The sequence below is a fragment of the Pandoraea commovens genome, from assembly GCF_024704525.1.
Taxonomy (GTDB): domain Bacteria; phylum Pseudomonadota; class Gammaproteobacteria; order Burkholderiales; family Burkholderiaceae; genus Pandoraea; species Pandoraea commovens.
Genome location: NZ_CP102780.1, coordinates 4292529 through 4312617 on the forward strand (window position 1 = coordinate 4292529; position 20089 = coordinate 4312617).

General features: G+C 63.4%; 14 protein-coding genes. 8 read left to right on the plus strand and 6 right to left on the minus strand.

All coding sequences use genetic code 11. From position 1 onward, the window contains the following. Positions 1–13: 13 nt before the first annotated feature. The 3 genes from NTU39_RS19315 (at position 14) to NTU39_RS19325 (ending at position 3931) form a co-directional block, all read left to right on the plus strand. Positions 14–2095, plus strand: a complete 2082-nt coding sequence (locus NTU39_RS19315; RefSeq protein ID WP_150666011.1) for a hypothetical protein — start codon at positions 14–16, stop codon at positions 2093–2095. Positions 2096–2357: 262 nt separating this feature from the next. After that, positions 2358–3431 carry a winged helix-turn-helix domain-containing protein gene (locus tag NTU39_RS19320; protein ID WP_257958319.1) on the plus strand — a complete coding sequence of 358 codons (1074 nt, stop codon included), beginning with the start codon at positions 2358–2360 and terminating at the stop codon, positions 3429–3431. Positions 3432–3436: 5 nt separating this feature from the next. After that, complete coding sequence (locus NTU39_RS19325) at positions 3437–3931, plus strand: hypothetical protein (RefSeq protein ID WP_150666009.1); 495 nt, start codon at positions 3437–3439, stop codon at positions 3929–3931. Positions 3932–4031: 100 nt separating this feature from the next. On the opposite strand, the gene NTU39_RS19330 is transcribed toward NTU39_RS19325, so the two are convergent. The 6 genes from NTU39_RS19330 to NTU39_RS19355 all read right to left on the minus strand — a co-directional run bounded on the left by NTU39_RS19330 (position 4032) and on the right by NTU39_RS19355 (position 14607). Further along, a complete protein-coding gene (locus tag NTU39_RS19330; RefSeq protein ID WP_257958321.1) occupies positions 4032–6275 on the minus strand; it encodes an autotransporter outer membrane beta-barrel domain-containing protein in 2244 nt (747 codons plus the stop codon). A gap of 245 nt (positions 6276–6520) precedes the next feature. After that, positions 6521–8896: an autotransporter outer membrane beta-barrel domain-containing protein gene (locus NTU39_RS19335; RefSeq protein ID WP_257958323.1), complete on the minus strand. Its 2376-nt coding sequence runs from the start codon at positions 8894–8896 to the stop codon at positions 6521–6523. A gap of 838 nt (positions 8897–9734) precedes the next feature. Further along, positions 9735–10865, minus strand: coding sequence for a glycosyltransferase family 9 protein (locus NTU39_RS19340; protein WP_150666006.1), 1131 nt, complete (start codon positions 10863–10865; stop codon positions 9735–9737). Positions 10866–10976: 111 nt separating this feature from the next. Next, entirely contained in the window at positions 10977–12557 is a 1581-nt protein-coding gene (locus tag NTU39_RS19345; RefSeq protein ID WP_257960108.1) for a rhodanese-related sulfurtransferase, read from the minus strand. A 107-nt stretch (positions 12558–12664) separates the two neighbouring features. Further along, entirely contained in the window at positions 12665–13330 is a 666-nt protein-coding gene (locus NTU39_RS19350; protein ID WP_150666004.1) for a cysteine dioxygenase family protein, read from the minus strand. After that, the gene (locus tag NTU39_RS19355) at positions 13327–14607 is read right to left on the minus strand and encodes an acyl-CoA dehydrogenase family protein (RefSeq protein WP_257958324.1); all 1281 of its coding nucleotides are present in this window, start codon (positions 14605–14607) and stop codon (positions 13327–13329) included. The genes NTU39_RS19350 and NTU39_RS19355 overlap by 4 nt, the downstream gene beginning before the upstream one ends. Positions 14608–14859: 252 nt before the next feature. Between NTU39_RS19355 and NTU39_RS19360 the strand changes: the two genes are divergently transcribed. The 5 genes from NTU39_RS19360 (at position 14860) to NTU39_RS19380 (ending at position 20050) form a co-directional block, all read left to right on the plus strand. Further along, positions 14860–15957 (plus strand): LLM class flavin-dependent oxidoreductase, encoded by a 1098-nt coding sequence (locus NTU39_RS19360; RefSeq protein WP_257958325.1) that lies wholly within the window; start codon positions 14860–14862, stop codon positions 15955–15957. A gap of 32 nt (positions 15958–15989) precedes the next feature. Next, the gene (locus NTU39_RS19365; RefSeq protein WP_257958326.1) at positions 15990–16877 is read left to right on the plus strand and encodes a class II aldolase/adducin family protein; all 888 of its coding nucleotides are present in this window, start codon (positions 15990–15992) and stop codon (positions 16875–16877) included. Positions 16878–16949: 72 nt separating this feature from the next. Continuing rightward, complete coding sequence (locus NTU39_RS19370; RefSeq protein ID WP_373275323.1) at positions 16950–18011, plus strand: ABC transporter substrate-binding protein; 1062 nt, start codon at positions 16950–16952, stop codon at positions 18009–18011. Positions 18012–18035: 24 nt separating this feature from the next. Continuing rightward, complete coding sequence (locus NTU39_RS19375; protein WP_257958327.1) at positions 18036–19181, plus strand: ABC transporter permease; 1146 nt, start codon at positions 18036–18038, stop codon at positions 19179–19181. Then, positions 19175–20050, plus strand: coding sequence for an ABC transporter ATP-binding protein (locus NTU39_RS19380; RefSeq protein ID WP_257958328.1), 876 nt, complete (start codon positions 19175–19177; stop codon positions 20048–20050). Before NTU39_RS19375 ends, NTU39_RS19380 begins: the two co-directional genes overlap by 7 nt. The last annotated feature ends 39 nt before the right edge of the window (positions 20051–20089 follow it).

Here is a 20089-nt window from a genome sequence, read left to right on the forward strand (position 1 = left end):
AAGGAGTTCTGTTATGAGAACCGATGAAAATACGCCACTGATCGTGCCGGTAGGCGATCAGGTCGCGGCCCCTCGAATCAAGGTGCAAAGCGACTCCGGGATCGACATCTACACGCCGACACTTCCCGTAGAACTCCTGGCACCGTTGCCCCCCGGATTTCCTGCGAATGGACTGCTGCTGGCATCGGCGAACGACAAGCCGCTTACGCTCAGGGCGACGCTCGATCGCGCCAGCATTGACGGCTACTTTGAAGGCGATCTGGTCGAAGTGTCGATCAACGGCGAGCTTCAGCTGCAGCGTGCGATTACCCGGGCTGAAAGCGATGCCGCAGAAATCACCATCGTCATTCCCGCGCCGCGCGCCCACGGCGATTATCAGGTGCGGTATCAACTCATCTCCGATCTCGTCGGTAACGAATCGGGTTTCAGCGACCCTGTGTTCTTCTTCGTCGACACGAGACGCCCGGCGATGCCCAATCCGGGCAGTCTGAGTCTTCCGCCAGAGGTCCTGCCCGACGGCATTACTGACGCCGTACTCACCGCACTCGGCGATGTGGTGAATGCCACCATCCATAGCTACTCCGACCGGCTTCCGGGCGATGTCATCACCGTCGTCGCGACCGGTGCCGACGGCTCCACCGCGACGAGTACCTATCGCATTCCCCTGGGCGGCCAGGACGATCTGATCCAAGTGCCGTTCACCCGCGACCAGTTGCTCTCTCTGGGGGACGGCCCCGTATCGTTCACCTACACGATCGAGGATCTGGCGGGCAACACGTCGACCACTTCGCCCGGCGTGCCGTCCGTCATTCGTCTTCAGGAAGGCATCACCGATCTCGCACCGCCGGTCGTCCCCTTGTTCGACGATGACGGTCTCATCGGCGAGGCCGACGCCCGCACGCCGGTCGGCGTGGACATTCCGCTGAACGCGAAGATTCAGAACGGCGACCGGATTGTCGTCATCTGGGGAAACACACGCAGTGCACCGGTCGCCGTGACCAACGCGGATGGGACGGTCGAGCCGCTCATGAGCATTTCGATCCCGTATGCGACGGTTCAGGCCGAGGGTAGCGGCAACATTGCCGTCACCTACGAGGTCCTTCGCAACGGCGAATTGCTCGGTACGCCAGCCATGGCGGCCACCGTGGTCGTCGATCTGTCGCAGCCGGGCGGAGACGATGCCGATCCGAACACGCCGACCAACGATAACCTCGGTCTGCCAATCGTGCGCAAGGGAGGCTGGGTCGCCCCCGCTCCCATCAACGACATTCCGGTGGAAGACTCGCTCAGGGACGCGACTTTCGTCATCCCGTGGCTAGGCGCATCGGGTACCCCCTCGTTCCAGGCAGGCGACGTCATCTCGCTCTTCTACGGCGTCGATCCTCTGGTCACGCCGGCCGCCACGCCATTTGCGACGTATACCGTCACCCCGGCCGATGTGACGAGCGGCGTCGACCTCACGCAGGTGCTGCCCTTCGCAAAGATCACCGAGTTCGGCAGCGGAGCGATTCCCGCCGCGTACACCGCCACACGCGTGGTGCGTGCAGCCGACCCTGCTAACGGCATCACGGAGGTCGCCAATACGTCGTACTCCCGCGTGCAGAACGTCACGGTGCAAAGCGCGGCCGAACTTCCCGGCGGCGGCGGCGGGTTACCGGTGCCGGTGTTCATGCCGCTAGTCGGCGCGCCCAACAACAACCTCGATTACACGCGCTCGTTCGCGGCCGGGGGCTCGATCGTTCGCGTCCTGCCGTACCTCAATATGCAGGTCGGCGACCGCGTGCGTATTCACGTTTTCGGCTTCTTTGGCAGAAACGGCGATCTGGGACCGGTTGCACTCGCCGAATTCGGCCATGTCGGCGACACGTTGCTTCCCGGGACACCGTTCGAGGTCACGGTGACCACGCCGGGACAACCTATCGAGTTCAGGTACCCATGGTCTCGTCAGCAATATTTTTACTCGATCTGTCAGGTCACGGCCCGGGTGACGGTCACCAACCTCCGCGGTTCGGTCACGTCGCCGCAGGCGCCGATGATCTTCGCCGATACGCGGGCAAACAGGACCCCGCCAACCGACCCGAGTCGCCCGACCTGATCGGACGCTCGTTCAACGGCTTCGCCGGTACATTGCGGCACGCCGGACCGTTTCCCCGATCATCGGGAAACGGTCCGTTTTTTCAACTCGGGGCGTCGAAGGGCGGGCCAACTCCGAAGCTACGTTTTCGGCGTACTATGGTTGAAAACCAGTGCGTCCGGCTGTTGCCACAAGCGCGAGATGCACGTAACGAAGTCCCCCCGACAGCACCGCGACGCAGCGCCAGTGGCAGACGCGCAACGCCGCTTTCTTACATTCATAGATGGCCAAGCTCCTGATCGGCGACGCCGTACGTTTCGACAGCGATACGTTTGCGCTTGCTACCAAAGGGAATCCCAACGTGTCGCTCCCACTGGGCGCGGCAGCAGGCCGGTGCTTGCTGGTGCTGCTCGAAGCGAACGGCGAAATCGTCACCAAGCGTGCAATGCTCGGCAAGGCATGGGAGCAATACGGCGCCGTCGTGACGAGCAACAATTTGAGCCAGGCAATCATGCAGATCCGGCGCGCCTTCGAGCAAGCCGGTGCCGACCCCTCGTTATTGGTAACCGTGCCGCGCATCGGCTATCGCCTGAACAGCGTTGTGAAGGTCAGTCCGTTCGTCGACGCCAGCGCAGTCGAAAGCGTACTTCCGGCCTCTCCGGTGCTTCCGATACCTCACTTTTTCGATGAAAAATCCCAAAGTGACTCGGAACCAGAAAATTCTTTTCCCATCACGGAAGCGATCGTTCGCGAAATTGAATCCGATCTCGCACCGATGTCGCCAACGGCATCCGCAACCGCATCGGAAGCGGGATTGCCAGGCGACATCCCGTTGACGACAGACGGTGTTCCTGCGCTTACGCCCATCCCCTCGGACGCCGTGGTGGCAACGACATCGCCGGTGACAATCCCTTCGTCCCACGATGTCCCCCCCCTTGCCCGGCACCGCATGCTTGTGCGGCCGGTACGCACCACGCATCTCTTCTTCGCGATGGGCCTCTGGACGATCATCGCGCTGGCAAGTGCCATTTATGCTTTCCGAACGCTTCCGCCGTTGCTCGGAAATCTGTATCAACATGCGCGTTCGGGCCAATGGGTCCCCGTGCCGAGCGACGAGACCCATCGCTACTTCGTGACGCCGGAGCGCGCGGGTGACGCCCAGTTCCTCGCGAATCGCGTGAGCATGATCGAAAAGGAGCCTCCCAAATCGATCGTCGACTTTCCCGAACGGCTGGTCTACATCAACGGCACTGCGTACAACGATTTGTACAGTTACTTCCTCTGCCGACAACCCATTGATCGTCCCGATGCGAACTGTGTTTCGTATCTGGTCATGCAGGAGACGGGCAACCGGTGATTGCAATGAGACTCCGAATTCGCCTGCGCCACGTTGTGCTCGGAACGGCACTCGCCGTCATCGTGCCGTGGGTGGTCGTGTGGCTGACCACAACGCCGCAGCGCATGCCCTGGCAATGTCACTCCGACATTGAAATCGTGACACATTCGGATACGCCCCAACCCGGCATGGTGCGGGTCTGGGGAGAACTCGACACGGCGTTTGGCCGGGACGGCACGGGGTTTTCCCGCTTCGCCGGCTACATCGCCGACGGCCGCTCGTCGACGCGAATTCATCGCGCGATGGAGTTCGACTATCAGACGCTCGCCGACACCGTGCGCATGACCACCACGCGTAGCGCCCGAATGCTGAGCGACAACTCGGACGAGGAGAAAGTCTTGCGACATCTGCTGCCGCGTTTTCGTCCCGGCAACACCGATTACTTCCAGATCGTGCGCGTGAAGAACAACGCGGCGATGGCGTTCGTCGACCAGCCCCGCCTCTTTTGCGAGCGGCAATAAAAAAACCCTGTGCGATATCACGTCGCACAGGGTTGAAGAAGATCCGGGCCAGGTGTTCGCTCATGTCGACACCCGGCCGTATCTTCGCCTCTCGTTATTTTCAGAACGTGTAGCGCACGCCCACATTGACGCCCCAAGGCTTTTCGAGACGCTTGCCCACGGCGTACGACGTATCGACATAGGCCTGAAGGTTCTTCTGCATCTGGGCCGCGAGACCGACGGAGAACTCTGCGCGCGTACCCGACAAGTCGTTATTGAAGGCTTCGCCGTTGATCACGACCGCGTTGTTCTTCGCGAACTCTTGCACCACCGCGGCGCGAACGTAAGGCTCGAACGTCCCCATTTTCGTTTCGATCGTCTTACCCACGCCGATACCCAGCGCGCCCTGCACCGAACGGCCACGCCCCGCGTCGACTTGCATACCGTTATCGAGCGTGTAGTCGGAGGCACTCGACATCATGGCGGCGACTTGCGCATAAGGCTCGACGAACCAGCCGTTGTTGAACGACAGCTTGCGGCCAAATTCCGTCGATAGACCGAGACCATTGGCATGGTAGTCGCCCTTGCTGCGGCGACCGTCGCGCATCATCACATCGAGGTCGGATGCGTAACGGTTGTACTTGAGCACGCCGTCGAAGTAATAGCCGTTCTTGCCCAGCCACGTCGCGTACATGCCTACCGTGTAGCTCTCGACGCTGCCGGTGGAGCCGACACCGAACTTCATCCGGCTGGTCGACGTACCCGCCATCCCACCGACGAGCCACTGGCCCGCGCCGTTGCTGGCGACGATACCATCGGCGCCAGCGAGCACGCCCCACTGATCCTGCGAATAACCGTGGCCGCCCGCCGGTTTGGCGTTGTATCGGTTGCCGAACGTACGCGCCCACACGCCACCGCCCTTGCCTTCGTTCAGGCGGACTTCGCCCAGACGCGCACGCAGGGTTGTGATCTCGCCGAGCCACACTGTCGGCAGGGCGCTGGCCGCGCCGAGAACCGTCTCGGTGCTATTGGATTGCTCTTCGGTGCGCACCAACTCCCAATAGCGCTTGCCATCTTCCTCGCGCGCCGCCAGTTCATAGGCGCGAGTGCCGAGATCGACCTTGCCGCCGACGACGGAGAAGGTTGCGGCACCGCCATCGTCCTGCACCAGTTGCTGCACTGGTATTGCGGCGAACGCGCCCGTATTGCGCACGTCGAGTTTGAACTGGCCCGTCGAATCGTTGTCGGTCAGGTGCAGTTGGTCGGCACCACCGTGCTCGAGATCCGTTTGCATGCGGAAGGTGCCCTCGCCCGCAAGCGTGGCAATCTCCAGCGTACGGAACTGACCGGGGACCTCGCCATGACGCAGATCGATCACGCCGCCGCCCATGATCACCTCGCCCGCGAGCACCTGGTTGTCGACAAGACGCCACTCGGCGTCGTTGTTGACGTGCAGATGGGCCAGACCGTCGATTCGGCCGGTCAGGATCGCGTGGTTGTCCAGGCGCAGACGTGTGTCGACAGGCTCGTTCGTCATGTGTTCTGGATGGAACATCATGTCGCCCTCGAGAACGCTGTTGTCCACGTTCACGTTGACGTGATACGGCGTCGTCGCATTCGGCACCGACGTGACACTGAGAAGCGTGCCACTGTCAGCCTTGATGGTCGTGCCGTTCCTGATATCGACGTCGATCATGAAATCGCCCGGCGCACTCAGAACGCCGCGCTCGATTCGAATGCCCGCACCTTCGGCAAGCAGACGCGCGTTGTCCAGCACGACCGTCGAACCGGCCCGCTGCGGGCGCGACTCGGTGGTGATCTTCACAGCGGCGTCCGACCCTGAAATCGTCGTATCGACGGCAGTGAACTGGGAATCGGTCACCTGCACGGCGTAATTCATGCGCGCACCGTCGCGACGCGTTGCCGAGATGTGCGAATTCTTAACGTCGACCGTGCTGTCGCCAGCCACCACGAGCGCGCGGCCGCTACCTTCCAGGATCACGTTATCCATGTGCACGGTCGAACCCGGCACGTTCATGTCGGTATTGCCGCGCGCCGCCCAAAAGGCGACATCGCCGGAGTTCCTGATCGTCGAATCGATGAGCGTGACGGTCGATCCATACATCGCGGTCGCCAGCGCAGAACTCGGTGCTACGCCGGCGTAGCCCGTAATGTTGATTTCACTGATGAAACTCGTGCCGCCATTCGTCGTACGCAGGTACGACATCGGGGTCCGGCCATCGATCGAGATTCTGCCCCCGCCGCCGATGTTCGCAATTCCTGCGCCCGTCACGGTCACGCCCATGTTGTCGGTCGCCGAGACAACGTGGGCCATGCCGCCGGGGCCGGGCGTGTCGATCGTCATGACCGGGTTGGTTTGCGCGTGCGCCAGAGGCGCGAAAACGAGAGCGGACGCGGCGGCCGCTAAAAGGCGGACACGAAAAGGTGTCTGGGCTTGGGATGGCATATCGATAATCCTTGTCGGGGTAAAAAAGCAAGGCGAACGATATGCGCAAGAACCGCGAATCTACGTCAACTTAAGACGAATATCAGTGAATTTAATAAAATTTCATCGATTTTGAAGCATCATCACAGATTTTGTTGAAAGACTCAGAAGGTGTAACGCACGCCGATCTGCGCTCCCCAGGACTGGTTGAGACGTTTGCCCACCGCAGTCTCAGCTTCCACATAGACCTGAGCGTTGCGCCGCAATTGCCCGACCACCCCGGCGCCAAACTCCGCGCGCGTGCCTGACAAGTCGTTGTTGAACACAATGCCGTTGATGGTGGTCTGGTTGCTTTTGATGAATTCCTGGACCAGCGCAATCTTCAGATACGGCTGAATCGCGCCGCCACCGGGCAGCGTCAGCGTCTTGCCGAACGCAGCGCCAACGCGCGCCTGTACGGACCCGCTGTGCGCCGAGTTGGACACCATCCCGTTGGTCAGTCCGTAATCGGCCCCGCTCACCCCCAGCGCCGAGAACTGAACATAAGGCTCCACAAACCAGCGATCGCCGAACTCGAGATGTCGGCCGAACTCCAGTTGCAGCCCCACGCCATTGTTGTTGAAGCTGCCGTGCGCGGCGACGCCATCGTTCATCACAGCGTCGGCAGTGTTCTGGAAACGGTTGTACTTGAACACACCGTCGAAATACCATCCCGTCGGGCCAAGCCAGGTCGCGTAGAGTCCGGCGGAATAGCTATTCACGCCCCCCGTCGAGGCATTCTCGAAGGTGAGTTTGCTGTGGCTGGTGCCGAGCATCGCGCCTACCAGCCACGAGCCGCCCCATGTCTGCCCGACCACCCCGTCCACGCCCGCCACCACGCCATATTGCGTCTGGCGATAGCTGGTTCCCGCATTGGGCTTGCCATTGAATTGCTTGCCGAAGGTGCGTGCCCAGACACCGCTATTGCGCTGATCGTCCATTCGCAACTCGCCCATGCGGGTGCGAAGGACTGTCGCCTCCCCATACCAGACGGAGGGCGCAGCGGACGACAGCCCCAGCACGGTCTGCGTGCTCGGTGACAGATCGCCGGTCGCCGGATCGCCCGGATCTCCCGTCACGACACCGAGCGTCTCCTCGCCCGTGCGCGGGTCGATGGGGGTACCGGTGTCGGTCACGAGCGCCCAGTTGTTGCCTTGCTGTTGCAACTTGTAGGTGTACACGCCGATATCGACCTTGCCGTTGACCAGCCCGAAGCCTGCACCGCCTCCGCCGGTCTGCACAATGGTCAGCGGCAAGAAGTTGGTCGGCTGCGCGCCGGTGTTGCGCACCAGAACCTGGTAGTCGCCGGTGGCGGCGCCGGTCACATTGAGCAGATCGCCCGAATGTGTGCCCAGATTCGTGCTCATCTGGAACGTGCCGCTACCCGCCAGCGTGCCGATGTTCAAGGTACGCAGCGTCGACGTACCGAGCGCGGTACCGGAGACGTCGATCGTGCCGCCATTCATCGTCACGTTGGAAACGGTGTTGTCGCCTGCCTGACGCCACACGGCACTCGAGTTGACCGCCAGCGAATTCAGATTGGTCAGATTGCCGGTGAGCGAGGCGGCATTCTGAAGCGTGAGATTGAGCGTGGCGGTGCCGTCGCTGCCGACATCCCCACCGATCACCGTGTTCGCGCCGTCGATGGTCACGTTGCCTGTCACGCTGCCGTTCGCCTGTACCGCGAACCCATTGCTGCCCTGTAGCGACGTGCCGTTTTGCACCAAGACATTAGCGGTGTGACCGGTATATATGGGACGCCCCGGTGCAATGAGAATCGCGGGGCCGCTGGCCGCGCTTACCGCGACGCCGTTGAGCGTCGTGTTCGAGATGATCGAGAGCCCGGTATTGAGCGAGATGGCACCGACACCGGCCAGATTGCCACTGATGGAACCGCCGTTGACGGTCACGTTCGAGTCGAAATTGATCAGCCCGCCATTGATCCCGCCGTTAGTCCCGGTGCCAGCGCTCAGGGTCGAATTGGTGATCGTCACGGTCGCCCCGGCGCTCGCCGCCACGCCGTACTGAAATCCGGAAACCGTACTGTTGGTGATCGTCCCCGTCGAGGGCTGGAGCCCGGCTGTCAGTTGAGTGACGAATTCGATACCGATGTTGTTCGGGCTGGAGATCGTAGAGTTGGAGATGGTTGCCGAGGCGTTGCGTACGCTGATCGCCGGTGGCGGCGTCGAGCCGGGCGGGGAAGTGGGGAGCGGCGGCAGCGTCGAGATAACGGTCGCGCCGTCCATGATCAGTTGAGGCCGTCCCGTCGAGGGTGGATCGCCCTTCAACGATATCCAGTTGGTCGATGCGCCACTTTGGACGTTCAACGTGGAGTTGTTAGTCACCGTCCAGGTGGTATTGGCATCGCCCGGAGCGGCCACCGTGGTAGTGCCCGATGTCACCGTACCGGCCTGAGCCGGGATAGCGAGCGACGCGACGGCCAGCCCGACAGCCGACGCCAGCACGCGCTGCCGAGGTTTCACGGAGATAGAGTTACGCATGATCGTTGGCTCCCAAAGACCGGGCTAGCCTCCGCCATCCCAGCTCACAACTTCAAGAAAACGAGTTCCTTGGCGTTGCCCTTCGCCATGCCATTTCAGTCTGCGTTGCGCGCAATCGAGTTGTTATTCGAAGTCTCTTGTCATGCGCCAAATTCGCATCTGAGCGGCCAAAATCCGATTCGTCATGCAGAAAAACCACCCGTGACGTGCATACACCTAGTCATTTCGACTTACCTTAGGCGACACATGGCAATGCGTCACCTGTCAACGTTGACAGGTGACCGGCAACGAAAAAATCCCCGCACAGCCGAAACTGTGCGGGGAACAAGGGTCCTGGAAGCCAGGTTAGGGGAACCAGCTCTCAGGCCACGTCAAGCCAGTGGTAGGGCAGTGCACGCACCCCTACGCGCACTTCCCAAGGCATGTCGGGACACTCGTCGCCGCACTACAAGCATCCCGACACGCCCGCAGATATTCTCTTTCTGCATCGATAAGGCACAACCTCACCGACTTCCACCTGCGTGCCTGACAAATCGTTATTGAATCCTCTTTGCTCGACGACGATCGAAGCAAACGATAAGCGTCAACGCCGCCGAAAGGCGATCGAATACGTTGGTTTTCACGGCAATTCATTCGAATTAATCGGACGTCACCCTTGTTGCTTCGGCGACACAAAAAGGGCAACGTGAGCCGAAGATGCGCCGGTCGCGAATGTGCGCGGCGCAGGCGAAGCAGCGCCGTCACCGACCTCTGTGAAGGGGTGACAGCGCTGTTGTGTGGTGTGGGGATGGAGCGGACCCGCGACGCGCAAAGCGCTCGCGAACGCGCGATGAACGCCTTACCGAAGGCGTGGGGGATGACTGGCGAGGGTCGCGATGATGGTCTCGGCAAGCTCGGCGGGATCGAGGGCGCTCACGTCGCTTTGCGTTTGCAAAGGTGTCGACTGACAGCGCGGTGTGAGACGCAGATACGGCGGCTCCGCAGCAGCAAACAGCGACACGCTTGGCGCTCGCGTGGTGTGGGCCACGTGCATCAGCCCCCCATCGGCGCCGACGAACAGTGCGGCATTCGCGATCACGCGCTTCGCGTCGCGCAGCGTCAACTGGCCGACGAACGACACCATTTCGAGATGCCGGAATTTCGCTTCCATGAGCGCCCGGGCGGCATCGGCCCCGTTGCCCGAACCCAACAGCACGATACCCGTGGGTAGACCGGGCGCGTACGCCGCATCGTAGGCATCGAGGCACGCGCGCCAATGCGCATAGGTGCGGCGCGGCTCCACGCCCCCCATCGCCAGCACGATGAACGGTCCCGCAGGCATTTGATTCACGACAGCCGCAGGCAAGTCCGTCTCATCGCGCAAATACGGCTTCGCCTGTGTAAAGAGTTCGTCCGGCGCCAGTTCCAGGCCGAAAACATCGTTGACGGCTGCCAGACTGAATTGCGTCTGATTCCGGTCCGGGCCGTGGAAAAAGCGAAACAGGCACGCGAAGGGGAGCGTCGCGAAAAAGCGGCGCTTGATGCGCAACGTCGGGTAGTTGAATTCCTGCATGACGACGACGTCGTACTCGGCCGGATTCACCGCGGCCGGATCGTCGAAGACATTTCGGAAGATGTCGTCGCCCTCGAAGACCGCTTTGAGTCCCGTGCTGATGAGCAGATCGATGGGGCCTTCGCGTCCGCGCAGTAGCGCACGGCCCGACATATCCATCACGGCATCGCCCACGGAATGCTTTCCACCGTAAATCCACAACACGCGCGCTTGCGGTGCGACGTGCTGCACCTCATGGCGCAGTTGTCCGCTCATCGCGAGACGCAGACGGCGGTGGAGATATTTTTTGGCGACTTTGAACGCCGACGTGCGTTGCATGAAGACGTCGGGCTCGTGATACACCCACGCGTACGGAATACGGGTGCTCGGCTCGGTGAGCGCCTCCAGTCGGCGGGTGATGAAACGCGGAAGTGGCATGGTCGGATCGAAAGCAGGGCAGCGCCGGAAGTTCCGGAGTATGCCACGGGCGCACCGCCGGGACGGCGTGCGCCCCGGCAGACTCGGTCGAATGCCCTGAACGTTGACGGCTTACACCACCTGAAAGTGATGCGTGCCGTCGCGATGCAACTGGTCGACGAGACCGAACTCCCAGTCGAGATAGGCCTGCATGGCCTCGGCCGCATTATCGGTGCCTTCGTACGGACGGCGATAGCGATCATCCCGCGCGCTGCCCAGATGTGTCTCACCGGACTCCAGCGGCAACCCGGCGTTGATCCATGCCTGCGTGCCGCCGTCGAGCACTACGATCTCGGCATCGGTCAGACGACGCAGGTCGGCCGCCGCGAAACGTGCCAGCAAGCTGGAGCCGCACGTCAGCACATAGCGTTGCACCGGCCCGATGGTGCGCAGGGCTTCGGCCAGACGCGCACGAATCACGAACCACGCGCCGGGGATATGCCGCTTGACGTAATTGACGCCGGACGTGAAGTCCAGCACCGCGATCTGCCCCAGCGCCGCTTCGTCGAGCCAGCGCGCGAGCAACGCGGGCGTGACGGTGGCGACTTCCGGTGCACTCGGCGTGTGCAGCGGCCAGCCGCCTTGCGCGCTACGGGCATGAGCGCTGTGCGGCTCCACGACATACACCGTCCAGCCCATCTGCGCGAGCCACGAGCCGGTCATGTCGGCGCGTACGCCATCGTCGTCCGCCAGCACGATCCATGCGCCGCGCACCGGTGCCTGATGGTCCGTCTCCTGCACCAACTGACCGCCTTGTACGTTTGCGAAATCCGGCAGATGCCCCACCGCATACTCTTCCGGCGTGCGCACGTCGAAGCGGTAGACCGTGCGTCCGGGCGCATTCAGCGATGGCACGTCCTCAAGCGCCACGCGGCGCACACCGGCACGATCCGCCACAGCGCGCGCGCCTTCTCGGGCAACGGCCAGCGTGGCCTCTCGCACAGTTGCCGGGTGACGACGGTCCGCGCCGCGCTCCAGCGTTTGCCCGGCAAGTGTCCAGCCGATGGTGCCGTTACGCAGCGCTGCGACGGGATTCGGCAGCCCCGCGTTCACGAGCGATTGCGTGCCGATGATGCTGCGCGTGCGCCCCGCGCAGTTGACGATCACGCGCGTAGCCGGGTCCGGCGCAAGCTCGCGAACGCGCAGCACCAGTTCGGCACCGGGCACGCTCGTCGAGCCGGGAATGTTCATCGTCTGATATTCGTCGAAGCGACGGGCGTCGACGACCACGACGTCGGCATCCGCGTCGAGCAACGCCTGCACTTCCTGCGCCGAGAGCGACGGCGTGTGACGCAGCCCTTCGACCCACTCGCCGAACGCCTTGCTCGGCACGTTCACGTCGCGGAACACTTCGCCGCCCGCGGCAATCCAGCCGTCCAGACCGCCCGCCAGCAGATTGACGTCGGTGTAACCGAGCTTGCGCAGCACGGCGGCTGCGCGCGGTGCGAGGTCTTCGCCGTCATGCACGCCATAGACGACGATGCGCGTGTCGCGGCGCGGAATACGCGCCCATGCGTCGATCTCCACGCGCGAAAGCGGGAGGTTCGCGGCCCACAGCGGGTGCGTCTGCGCGAACGGGTCTTCTTCACGCACGTCGAGCAGTGCAATTTCCTCACGCGCGAGCAGCGCGGCGCGCACTTCGGCGTAGGTCAGTTCGGGGAAGTCTGCGGCCTGCGACGGTGCATCGGGGGTCGTGTGGTTCGGATGCTCGGACACGGTCATTCCTTGAATTCTTCAGAAGTCGAAACGTTGAGGCTTGTCTATTGTTTGTCGGCAGGTGGCGCGGCCTTGCCCCACGGATTGGGCAACTGCGCGTTGGCGTAGCCGGACACGAAGCCCTTGCGCTCGCCCGTCTCGGTAAAGACACTGCGATGCACCGCGCCGATGTTCGCGCCATACACGTGGATACTCACCGACACGCGATCCGCATACGCATTGCTCACGCGGTGAATGTCGCCCAGACGCGGCGACAACACTTCCACGTCGCCCGGCAGTAGCCGCACCGCCTCGCCTGCCACGACGGGAACACCCTTCGCGTCGAGCACATAAGGTTGCGAGTCTTCCGAGCCGCGCAGCATGCCAATCAGCCCCCATACGGTGTGATCGTGAATCGGCGTGCGCTGCCCAGGGCCCCAGACGAAGCTCACGATGGAGAAACGCTGCGCCGAGTCGCAGTGCAGCAAGAACTGCTGGTAATGGTCGGGATGCGGCGTGGCGAATGCGTCGGGCAGCCAGTCGTCGCGCGCCACCAGTTGAGCGAGCAGGCCCGCGCCCTCTTCAAGTAGCGTGGTTTCATTGGGACGTCGATCCAACAGTCGCGAGAACCCGGCGACGAAGGTGCGCAAGGGATCGAGCGCGTCGTAATCGTGAGCTGGCAGGTCGCGCGACAAGGCGATGCCATCCAGCACTTCGGTCGTACCAGTCATGCGAATTCCCGGAAAGCAGCGAGCGTCTGCCGACCGGCAGCGCCCAGAATGGTGTCGTTTTGCGGCGTGTGGATACGGCTGCACAGCACGTCGCGATGATAGCGCTCAAGCGGGTTGTTGCGCGAAAGCCCGTGATTGCCCGAAAGCTGCAAGGCCAGTTCGAGGACTCGGATCGCATTGCCCGTCACCGTGAACTTTAGCGCACCGCTGGCGATATCGTCATCGGGTTCTCCCGCATCGGCCGCCTGCGCCGCCGCGTCCAGCAGACGCTGGTTGACGTGCAGCAACGCGGCAATTTCTCCGACGGTCTCCTGAATGCGCGGCACAGTGGCCAGCGGCGCGCCGAGATTGCCCGGCACACGGGTGTTCAGGAACGTCACGAGCCAGTCGACGCCAGCGCGCGCGACCGCATCGTAAAGCGTGCCCAGCAGCACGCTCATCCATGCCTGTTGTTCGATATGTGCATCGTTGTCACGCTGACCGATCCCCGCCGGTGCCCATTCGTTCGGTGGACGAATATCGACGGCGTTACCGAACGGCAGATCGATGTCCTCCAGCACGACCTCATGGCTGGCGGACGCGCGCAGCCCGAGGTGATCCCAGTTCTGTACGACGCGAATGCCCGGGCGGTCTGGCGAATCCGTCGGACCGGCGGGACGTGGCACCAAGAACACCCCGACGCGCGGCTCCGCCTCGTCCGTGCGTGCCCACACATTGAGCCAGCGCAACGCGGGAATGCCCGTGCAATAGAGCTTGCGGCCGGACAAACGCCAGCCTGTCTCGGTGCGTCGTGCAATCGTAGAGGGCAGCCCGCCCCGGGCGGGCGTGCCCAGATCCGGCTCCACGCGCAGCGCGTTGATCAGCGCACCCTCACGCACCGCACTCTCGAACACCGCGCGACGCTGCGCCTGCGGCCAGCGCGTGCTTTCCCGCACGAGCGAGCGGTGCTGGAGATACGTCATCGTCAGCACCAGTGCAGTGGCCGATTCCCCCTTGGCAACGGCACCGACGATGCGACGTGCCGTCGCGAGACCGCCATCCCCCCCGCCCGCCGCACGCGGCACCACTTCCGAGATCAGCCCGTGGCGATGCAGCAGCGCGAAATTGTCAAATGGAAAACGTGCATCGCGATCGAGCGCTGTCGCGCTCTCGGCCAGCGCGCGGGTGATCGGAGGCAGGAGCGCATCGAGTTGCGCGTGACGTGCGGGGCCGTCTCCACGTGGCTGGGTCGGCAGTGGCAGCACCGCCCCGGAAGATGCGAGACCTGAAGAAGCCATGATTTTGGAATAAGCAAATACGCGTTCGACGCACAATGCGCCGATCTACGCAGTGCCCCTAGCGTAAAGCTCGGCGATGCCGCGCCCAACCATCCATATCGAATAATCTTTGCGTAAATGATTATTTAACGCTCGATGATTGTTTGCGTAGGCTCACTCCCATTCACCGTCTGTTCCGATCGATGGGCGTGTAGCGCAAACCGACCCACGTCGCCGTGCACGCGTCCCTTACCCCACAAGGAGAACGTCGTCATGAGCGTAGAAATCATCGGCATGATTCAGAGCAGTAAGCAGTCCGAAATTCATCCCAAGAAGGGGGCCGCTGTCGACCGCGACTACGTGCGCAACTTTGCGCGCGCTCACGAGCAATCCGGCTTCGACCGCATTCTGGTGCCCCATCACTCCACGAGCCCGTCGGCCACGCTCACGATTGCCTATGCGGCCACAGTGACCGAGAACATCCACTTCATGCTCGCGCATCGTCCGGGCTTCGTTGCGCCGACGCTGGCCGCACGTCAGATCGCCACGCTCGATCAGTTCAGTGGCGGCCGCCTCGGCGTCCACTTTATCTCCGGCGGATCGGACGAAGAACAGCAGCGCGACGGCGACTTCCTGCTGCATGACGAGCGCTATGCGCGCACCGACGAATACCTGAGCATCCTGCGTCGCATCTGGACGGAAGACACGCCGTTCGATCACGACGGCAAGTATTACCGCTTCAAACAGGGCTTCTCCGAGGTCAAGCCCGTGCAGCAGCCGCATGTGCCGATCTTCTTCGGCGGCGCGTCCGACGCCGCGCTGGAAGTCGCGGCCAAACATGCCGACATCTACGCGCTGTGGGGCGAATCGCTCGATCAGGTGCGCGACATCACCACGCGCGTGCGCGCCGCCGCCGCCGTGCATGGCCGCACGCCGCGCTTCTCGGTTTCGTTCCGCCCGGTGCTGGCCAAGACCGAAGCGAAGGCGTGGGAACGTGCCGACAAGATTCTGGCGCAAGCCAAGGCGATCCGTGAAGCCGCCGGTGTGCCGCAAGGCTCGGCGCTGCAAAGCGAAGGCGCACGACGTCTGCTCGCCGCCGCCGACAAGGGCGCGCGTCTGGACAAAGTGTTATGGACGGAGATCGCCAAGCTGATCGGCGGACGCTCGAACTCGACGGCCCTCGTCGGCACGCCGGAGCAAGTCGCCGACGCCCTGCTCGATTACTACGACCTCGGCGTGACGACGTTCCTCATTCGCGGCTTCGATCCGCTGGGCGACGCCATCGACTACGGCCGAGAGCTAATTCCGCGTCTGCGCACGCTGGTCGCCGAGCGCGACCGTCAGAACGACGCCACGCGCCGCGCCGCCTGAGCGGCGCCCCCACACGACACGGAGAAAACACTATGGCAGCCGTTCTGCCCGTCGACACACATAGCTTCGGACGCACCACGTCCACCCCACCCGCGCAGACCAAGACCACACCGACCGGCCTCGTGCTCAACGCCGCGCCGCAGCAGCGCTTCTGGTTCGACGCGCCGCCCGTGCGCAGCGACATCCTCGCCGAGCGTCGCCATCGTCAGACACGGCTCGCCGCCGCGTTCCGCATTTTCGCGCGCCACGGCTTCGATCTCGGGCTGGCCGGTCACATCACCGCACGAGACCCGGAGTTGCCCGATCACTTCTGGGTCAATCCGCTGGGCGTGCACTTCTCGCGCATCAAGGTCTCCGATCTGCTGCTGGTGAACGCCAAAGGCGAGACCGTGGTCGGCGACCGTCCCCTGAACAAAGCGGCGTTTGCCATTCATGCGGCCATCCATGAAGCGCATCCGCATCTGGTCGCCGCCGCGCACACGCACTCGACCTACGGCAAAGCGTGGTCGACGCTGGGCCGTCCGCTCGATCCGCTCACGCAGGATTCGTGCGGCTTCTTCGAAGACCACGCGCTGTTCGACGACTTCACCGGCATGGTGGTCGACGGCAGCGAAGGCGACCGCATTGCGCACGCGCTGAACAAGCCGGATGGCAGCGGCACCGTCAAAGGCGTGATTCTGAAGAACCACGGCATTCTCACCGCCGGTCCGAGCGTCGAAGCCGCCGCGTGGTGGTACATCGCGCTGGAGAACGTGGCGCACACGCAATTGCTCGCCGAAGCCGCAGGTACGCCGCACCCCATCGACGAAGCGACGGCACGTCACACGCACAGTCAGGTCGGCGGCCCAGAGGGCGCGCTGTATTCGTTCGAGAGCCTTTACGAAGGTCTCGTCGAGGCGGAGCCCGATCTTCTTGACTGACGTGATCGACAGACGTGATCGACTAAAGCGCCAGACACACAAACATCAGAAATCAACAGGGGAGTCGTACCCATGAAGTTCCGCCACACCGACAAGACCACTGGCATTACCGGTATCAGCAGCACCGCCACCAAGGCCGACGTGCACGCCGGTCGCCGCAAGGTGCTGCGTGCAGGCACCGCTTTCGCGCTTGCCGCGCCCGCCCTGCTGCTTGGCCGTCGGGCCTGGTCGCAGCCGAAGAAGCTCACCTTCGCGTGGAACCAGAACTCGTTCTGCCTGACGCCCATCGTTGCCGCACAGGAGCGTGGCTTCTTCGAGAAGAACGGCCTGCAAGTCGACCTGATCAACTACAGCGGTTCGACGGACCAGTTGCTCGAATCCATCGCCACCGGTAAGGCCGACGCGGCCGTGGGCATGATTCACCGCTGGCTCAAGCCGCTCGAATCGGGCTTCGACGTGAAGATCATCGGTAGTTCGCACGGCGGCTGCGTGCGCCTGCTCGGCTCGAAGGCGGCGGGCATTACGTCGCTCGCTGCCCTCAAGGGTAAGACGGTCGGCGTGTCGGATCTGGCTGCACCGGGCAAGCACTTCTTCCAGATTCTGCTGGCGAAAAACGGTATCGACGCCGAGCGAGACATCACCTGGCGTCAGTACCCGGCCGACCTGCTCGGTGTCGCCGTCGACAAGGGCGAGATCCAGGCGATTGCCGACGGCGATCCGAACCTCTATCTGCTGGAGAAGCGCACTAACGGCGCTTACGTCGAACTGGCGACGAACCTCTCCGGCGAGTACGCCCGTAAGGTGTGCTGCGTGATCGGCGCGCGCGGCGATCTGGTGCGCAACGACCGCGCGGCGGCGAGTGCGCTGGCACGCTCCATCGTGCAGGCCACCGAATTCGTCAACGAGAACCCGAACGAGGCCGCGAAGATCTTCGCGAAGTACTCGCCCAAGATCAGCCCCGAGGATCTGCGCAAGCTCTACGCCACGCTGACCTATTCGCATCACCCGACCGGCGTGGACCTGCGCGACGAGATCGCGTACTTCGCCGACGACTTCCGCCGCATCGGTGTGCTCAAGAAGACGACCGATCCGCAGAAACTCGCGCAACACGTCTACGCCAACGTGCTGGGCTAAGCGCGCATCACTGGACAAGTGACCATGAGTGCCATTCTCGACAACGCCGCACTGCGCGGTGCATCGCCCGCCAGTGCGCTTGAGCTGACGGAACAGACCGAAGGCTCCGCGCTGCGGACCAGTGCGGCGAGCGCCGCTTCCGTGCCGCGCATCCCGGCCTTCGACGAAACCGAGATCGACCAGTTGTTCGCCGCCCCGCGCACGTCTGCGCTGTGGGGTGTGGGCTTCGCCGCCGCGCTGGCGTGGGCCGCCTTCGGTGCGCTCACGCTGCGCTGGCCGAACAAGGTCGTCGGCTTCTCCGACTGGGCCTTCACCGACGAGTTGGGCGTGTTTGCGCTGGCTGTGGCCGCCCTCCTCGCCGTGCTGTCGGTTGCTGGCCGCGCGACACCGCCGCTGCTGCGGTTGCGTGAAGCCCTGACGGGTGCGGGGCCGTGGCTTGTGGCCATCGCGGTGGCGCTCTCCGCCTGGGAAATCCTTACCGCAAAGACCGGCTCGCTGCCTACGCCGTTCTTCGCACCGCCGCAGGCCCTCATCGAGGTCTACACGGAAGACTGGCGACGTCTCGGCGACAGCGCCGCTAACACCCTCAAGCTGCTCGGTCTGGGCTTCGGCTTCGGGGCGATTGCGGGCTTTCTGATCGGCGTCTCGATCGGCTGGTCGCGCGCCATTGGCTACTGGGTGCACCCGGTGCTTCGCGTGCTGGGCCCCGTGCCCGCCACGGCGTTGTTGCCGCTCACGTTCTACTTCTTCCCGTCGAGCTATTCCGCAGCGGCCTTCCTCATCGCGCTTTCGACGGCCTTTCCCGTTGCCGTGCTCACGTGGTCGGGCGTCGCAGGCGTCAACAAGAGTTATTACGACGTGGCACGCACGCTGGGCGCGTCCGAAGCGTTTCTGGTGCTGCGCGTGGCGATTCCGGCCGCGCTGCCGAACGTCTTCGTCGGCCTGTTCATGGGGCTGGGCGCGTCGTTCTCGGTGCTGGTGACGGCCGAAATGATGGGCGTGAAGTCCGGCCTCGGCTGGTATCTCACATGGGCGCAAGGCTGGGCGTCTTACGTGAACATGTACGCCGCGCTGATCGTCATGGCCCTGCTCTTCTCCGGCGTCATCACACTGCTCTTCACCGTGCGCGACCGTGCACTCGCCTGGCAGAAAGGAACCGTCAAATGGTAAGCGCCGCCGCTTCGTCCTCAACTTCCTCGTCAACTTCTTCCCCCACGTTCGCAGGTGCGGATGCCGCTTTGCCATCGCCTTCGATTCACAACGGTGCACATCCGGCCAACGATACCGGCGCGCAGATCGACATTCAGGGCGTAAGTCACTGGTTTGGCTCACGTCAGTCGCCATTGCAGGTGCTCGACGGCGTCGATCTGAAAGTCGCGACCGGTGAGTTCGTCGCGCTGCTCGGCCCGAGCGGATGCGGCAAGTCCACGTTGCTGCGCCTTGTCGCTGGTCTGGAGACGGCCACGCGCGGCGCCATCTCGCAGGACGGCGCGGCCATCACGCGCCCCGATCCGTCGCGCATCGTGGTGTTTCAGGACCCGACACTCTACCCCTGGCGAACTGTGCGCGACAACGTGGCGCTCGGTCTGCAAGCGCGCGGCGTGCTCAGGAAGGAACGTCATCGTGTCGATGCGGCGCTCGCGCGCGTGGGCCTCTCCGAGTTCGCCGACGCCTTCCCACATCAACTCTCGGGCGGCATGGCGCAACGGGTCGCGCTCGCCCGTGCGCTCGTGAACGACCCGCGTCTGCTGGTGCTCGACGAACCGCTCGGCAAGCTCGATTCGCTCACGCGGCTGGCGATGCAAAGCGAACTGGTCGAGTTGTGGCAGCGCGCAGGGTTCTCTGCGCTGCTCGTCACGCACGACGTGGAGGAGGCACTGTTCCTCGCGCAACGCGTGATCGTGTTCAGCCCGCGCCCGGCGAAGATCGTGGCGGAGCTGCATGTGGATCTGCCCTACCCGCGTCATCGCGGCGACGCCCGCATCACCGAACTGCGCCACGAAGCGCTCCGACATCTGGGGCTCGATGCAAGCTGGTAATTCTGAATTGGGTGCTGTCGTTAGCCTATTGGTTCGCCG

What these genes read in the sequence shown, in the direction of transcription:
- NTU39_RS19315 (WP_150666011.1), top strand. Translation starts at nt 14, where the DNA reads ATGAGAACCGATGAAAATACGCCACTGATCGTGCCGGTAGGCGATCAG.
- NTU39_RS19320 (WP_257958319.1), top strand. Translation starts at nt 2,358, where the DNA reads ATGGCCAAGCTCCTGATCGGCGACGCCGTACGTTTCGACAGCGATACG.
- NTU39_RS19325 (WP_150666009.1), top strand. Translation starts at nt 3,437, where the DNA reads ATGAGACTCCGAATTCGCCTGCGCCACGTTGTGCTCGGAACGGCACTC.
- NTU39_RS19330 (WP_257958321.1), bottom strand. Translation starts at nt 6,275, where the DNA reads ATGACGATCGACACGCCCGGCCCCGGCGGCATGGCCCACGTTGTCTCG.
- NTU39_RS19335 (WP_257958323.1), bottom strand. Translation starts at nt 8,896, where the DNA reads ATGCGTAACTCTATCTCCGTGAAACCTCGGCAGCGCGTGCTGGCGTCG.
- NTU39_RS19340 (WP_150666006.1), bottom strand. Translation starts at nt 10,865, where the DNA reads ATGCCACTTCCGCGTTTCATCACCCGCCGACTGGAGGCGCTCACCGAG.
- NTU39_RS19350 (WP_150666004.1), bottom strand. Translation starts at nt 13,330, where the DNA reads ATGACTGGTACGACCGAAGTGCTGGATGGCATCGCCTTGTCGCGCGAC.
- NTU39_RS19355 (WP_257958324.1), bottom strand. Translation starts at nt 14,607, where the DNA reads ATGGCTTCTTCAGGTCTCGCATCTTCCGGGGCGGTGCTGCCACTGCCG.
- NTU39_RS19360 (WP_257958325.1), top strand. Translation starts at nt 14,860, where the DNA reads ATGAGCGTAGAAATCATCGGCATGATTCAGAGCAGTAAGCAGTCCGAA.
- NTU39_RS19365 (WP_257958326.1), top strand. Translation starts at nt 15,990, where the DNA reads ATGGCAGCCGTTCTGCCCGTCGACACACATAGCTTCGGACGCACCACG.
- NTU39_RS19370 (WP_373275323.1), top strand. Translation starts at nt 16,950, where the DNA reads ATGAAGTTCCGCCACACCGACAAGACCACTGGCATTACCGGTATCAGC.
- NTU39_RS19375 (WP_257958327.1), top strand. Translation starts at nt 18,036, where the DNA reads ATGAGTGCCATTCTCGACAACGCCGCACTGCGCGGTGCATCGCCCGCC.
- NTU39_RS19380 (WP_257958328.1), top strand. Translation starts at nt 19,175, where the DNA reads ATGGTAAGCGCCGCCGCTTCGTCCTCAACTTCCTCGTCAACTTCTTCC.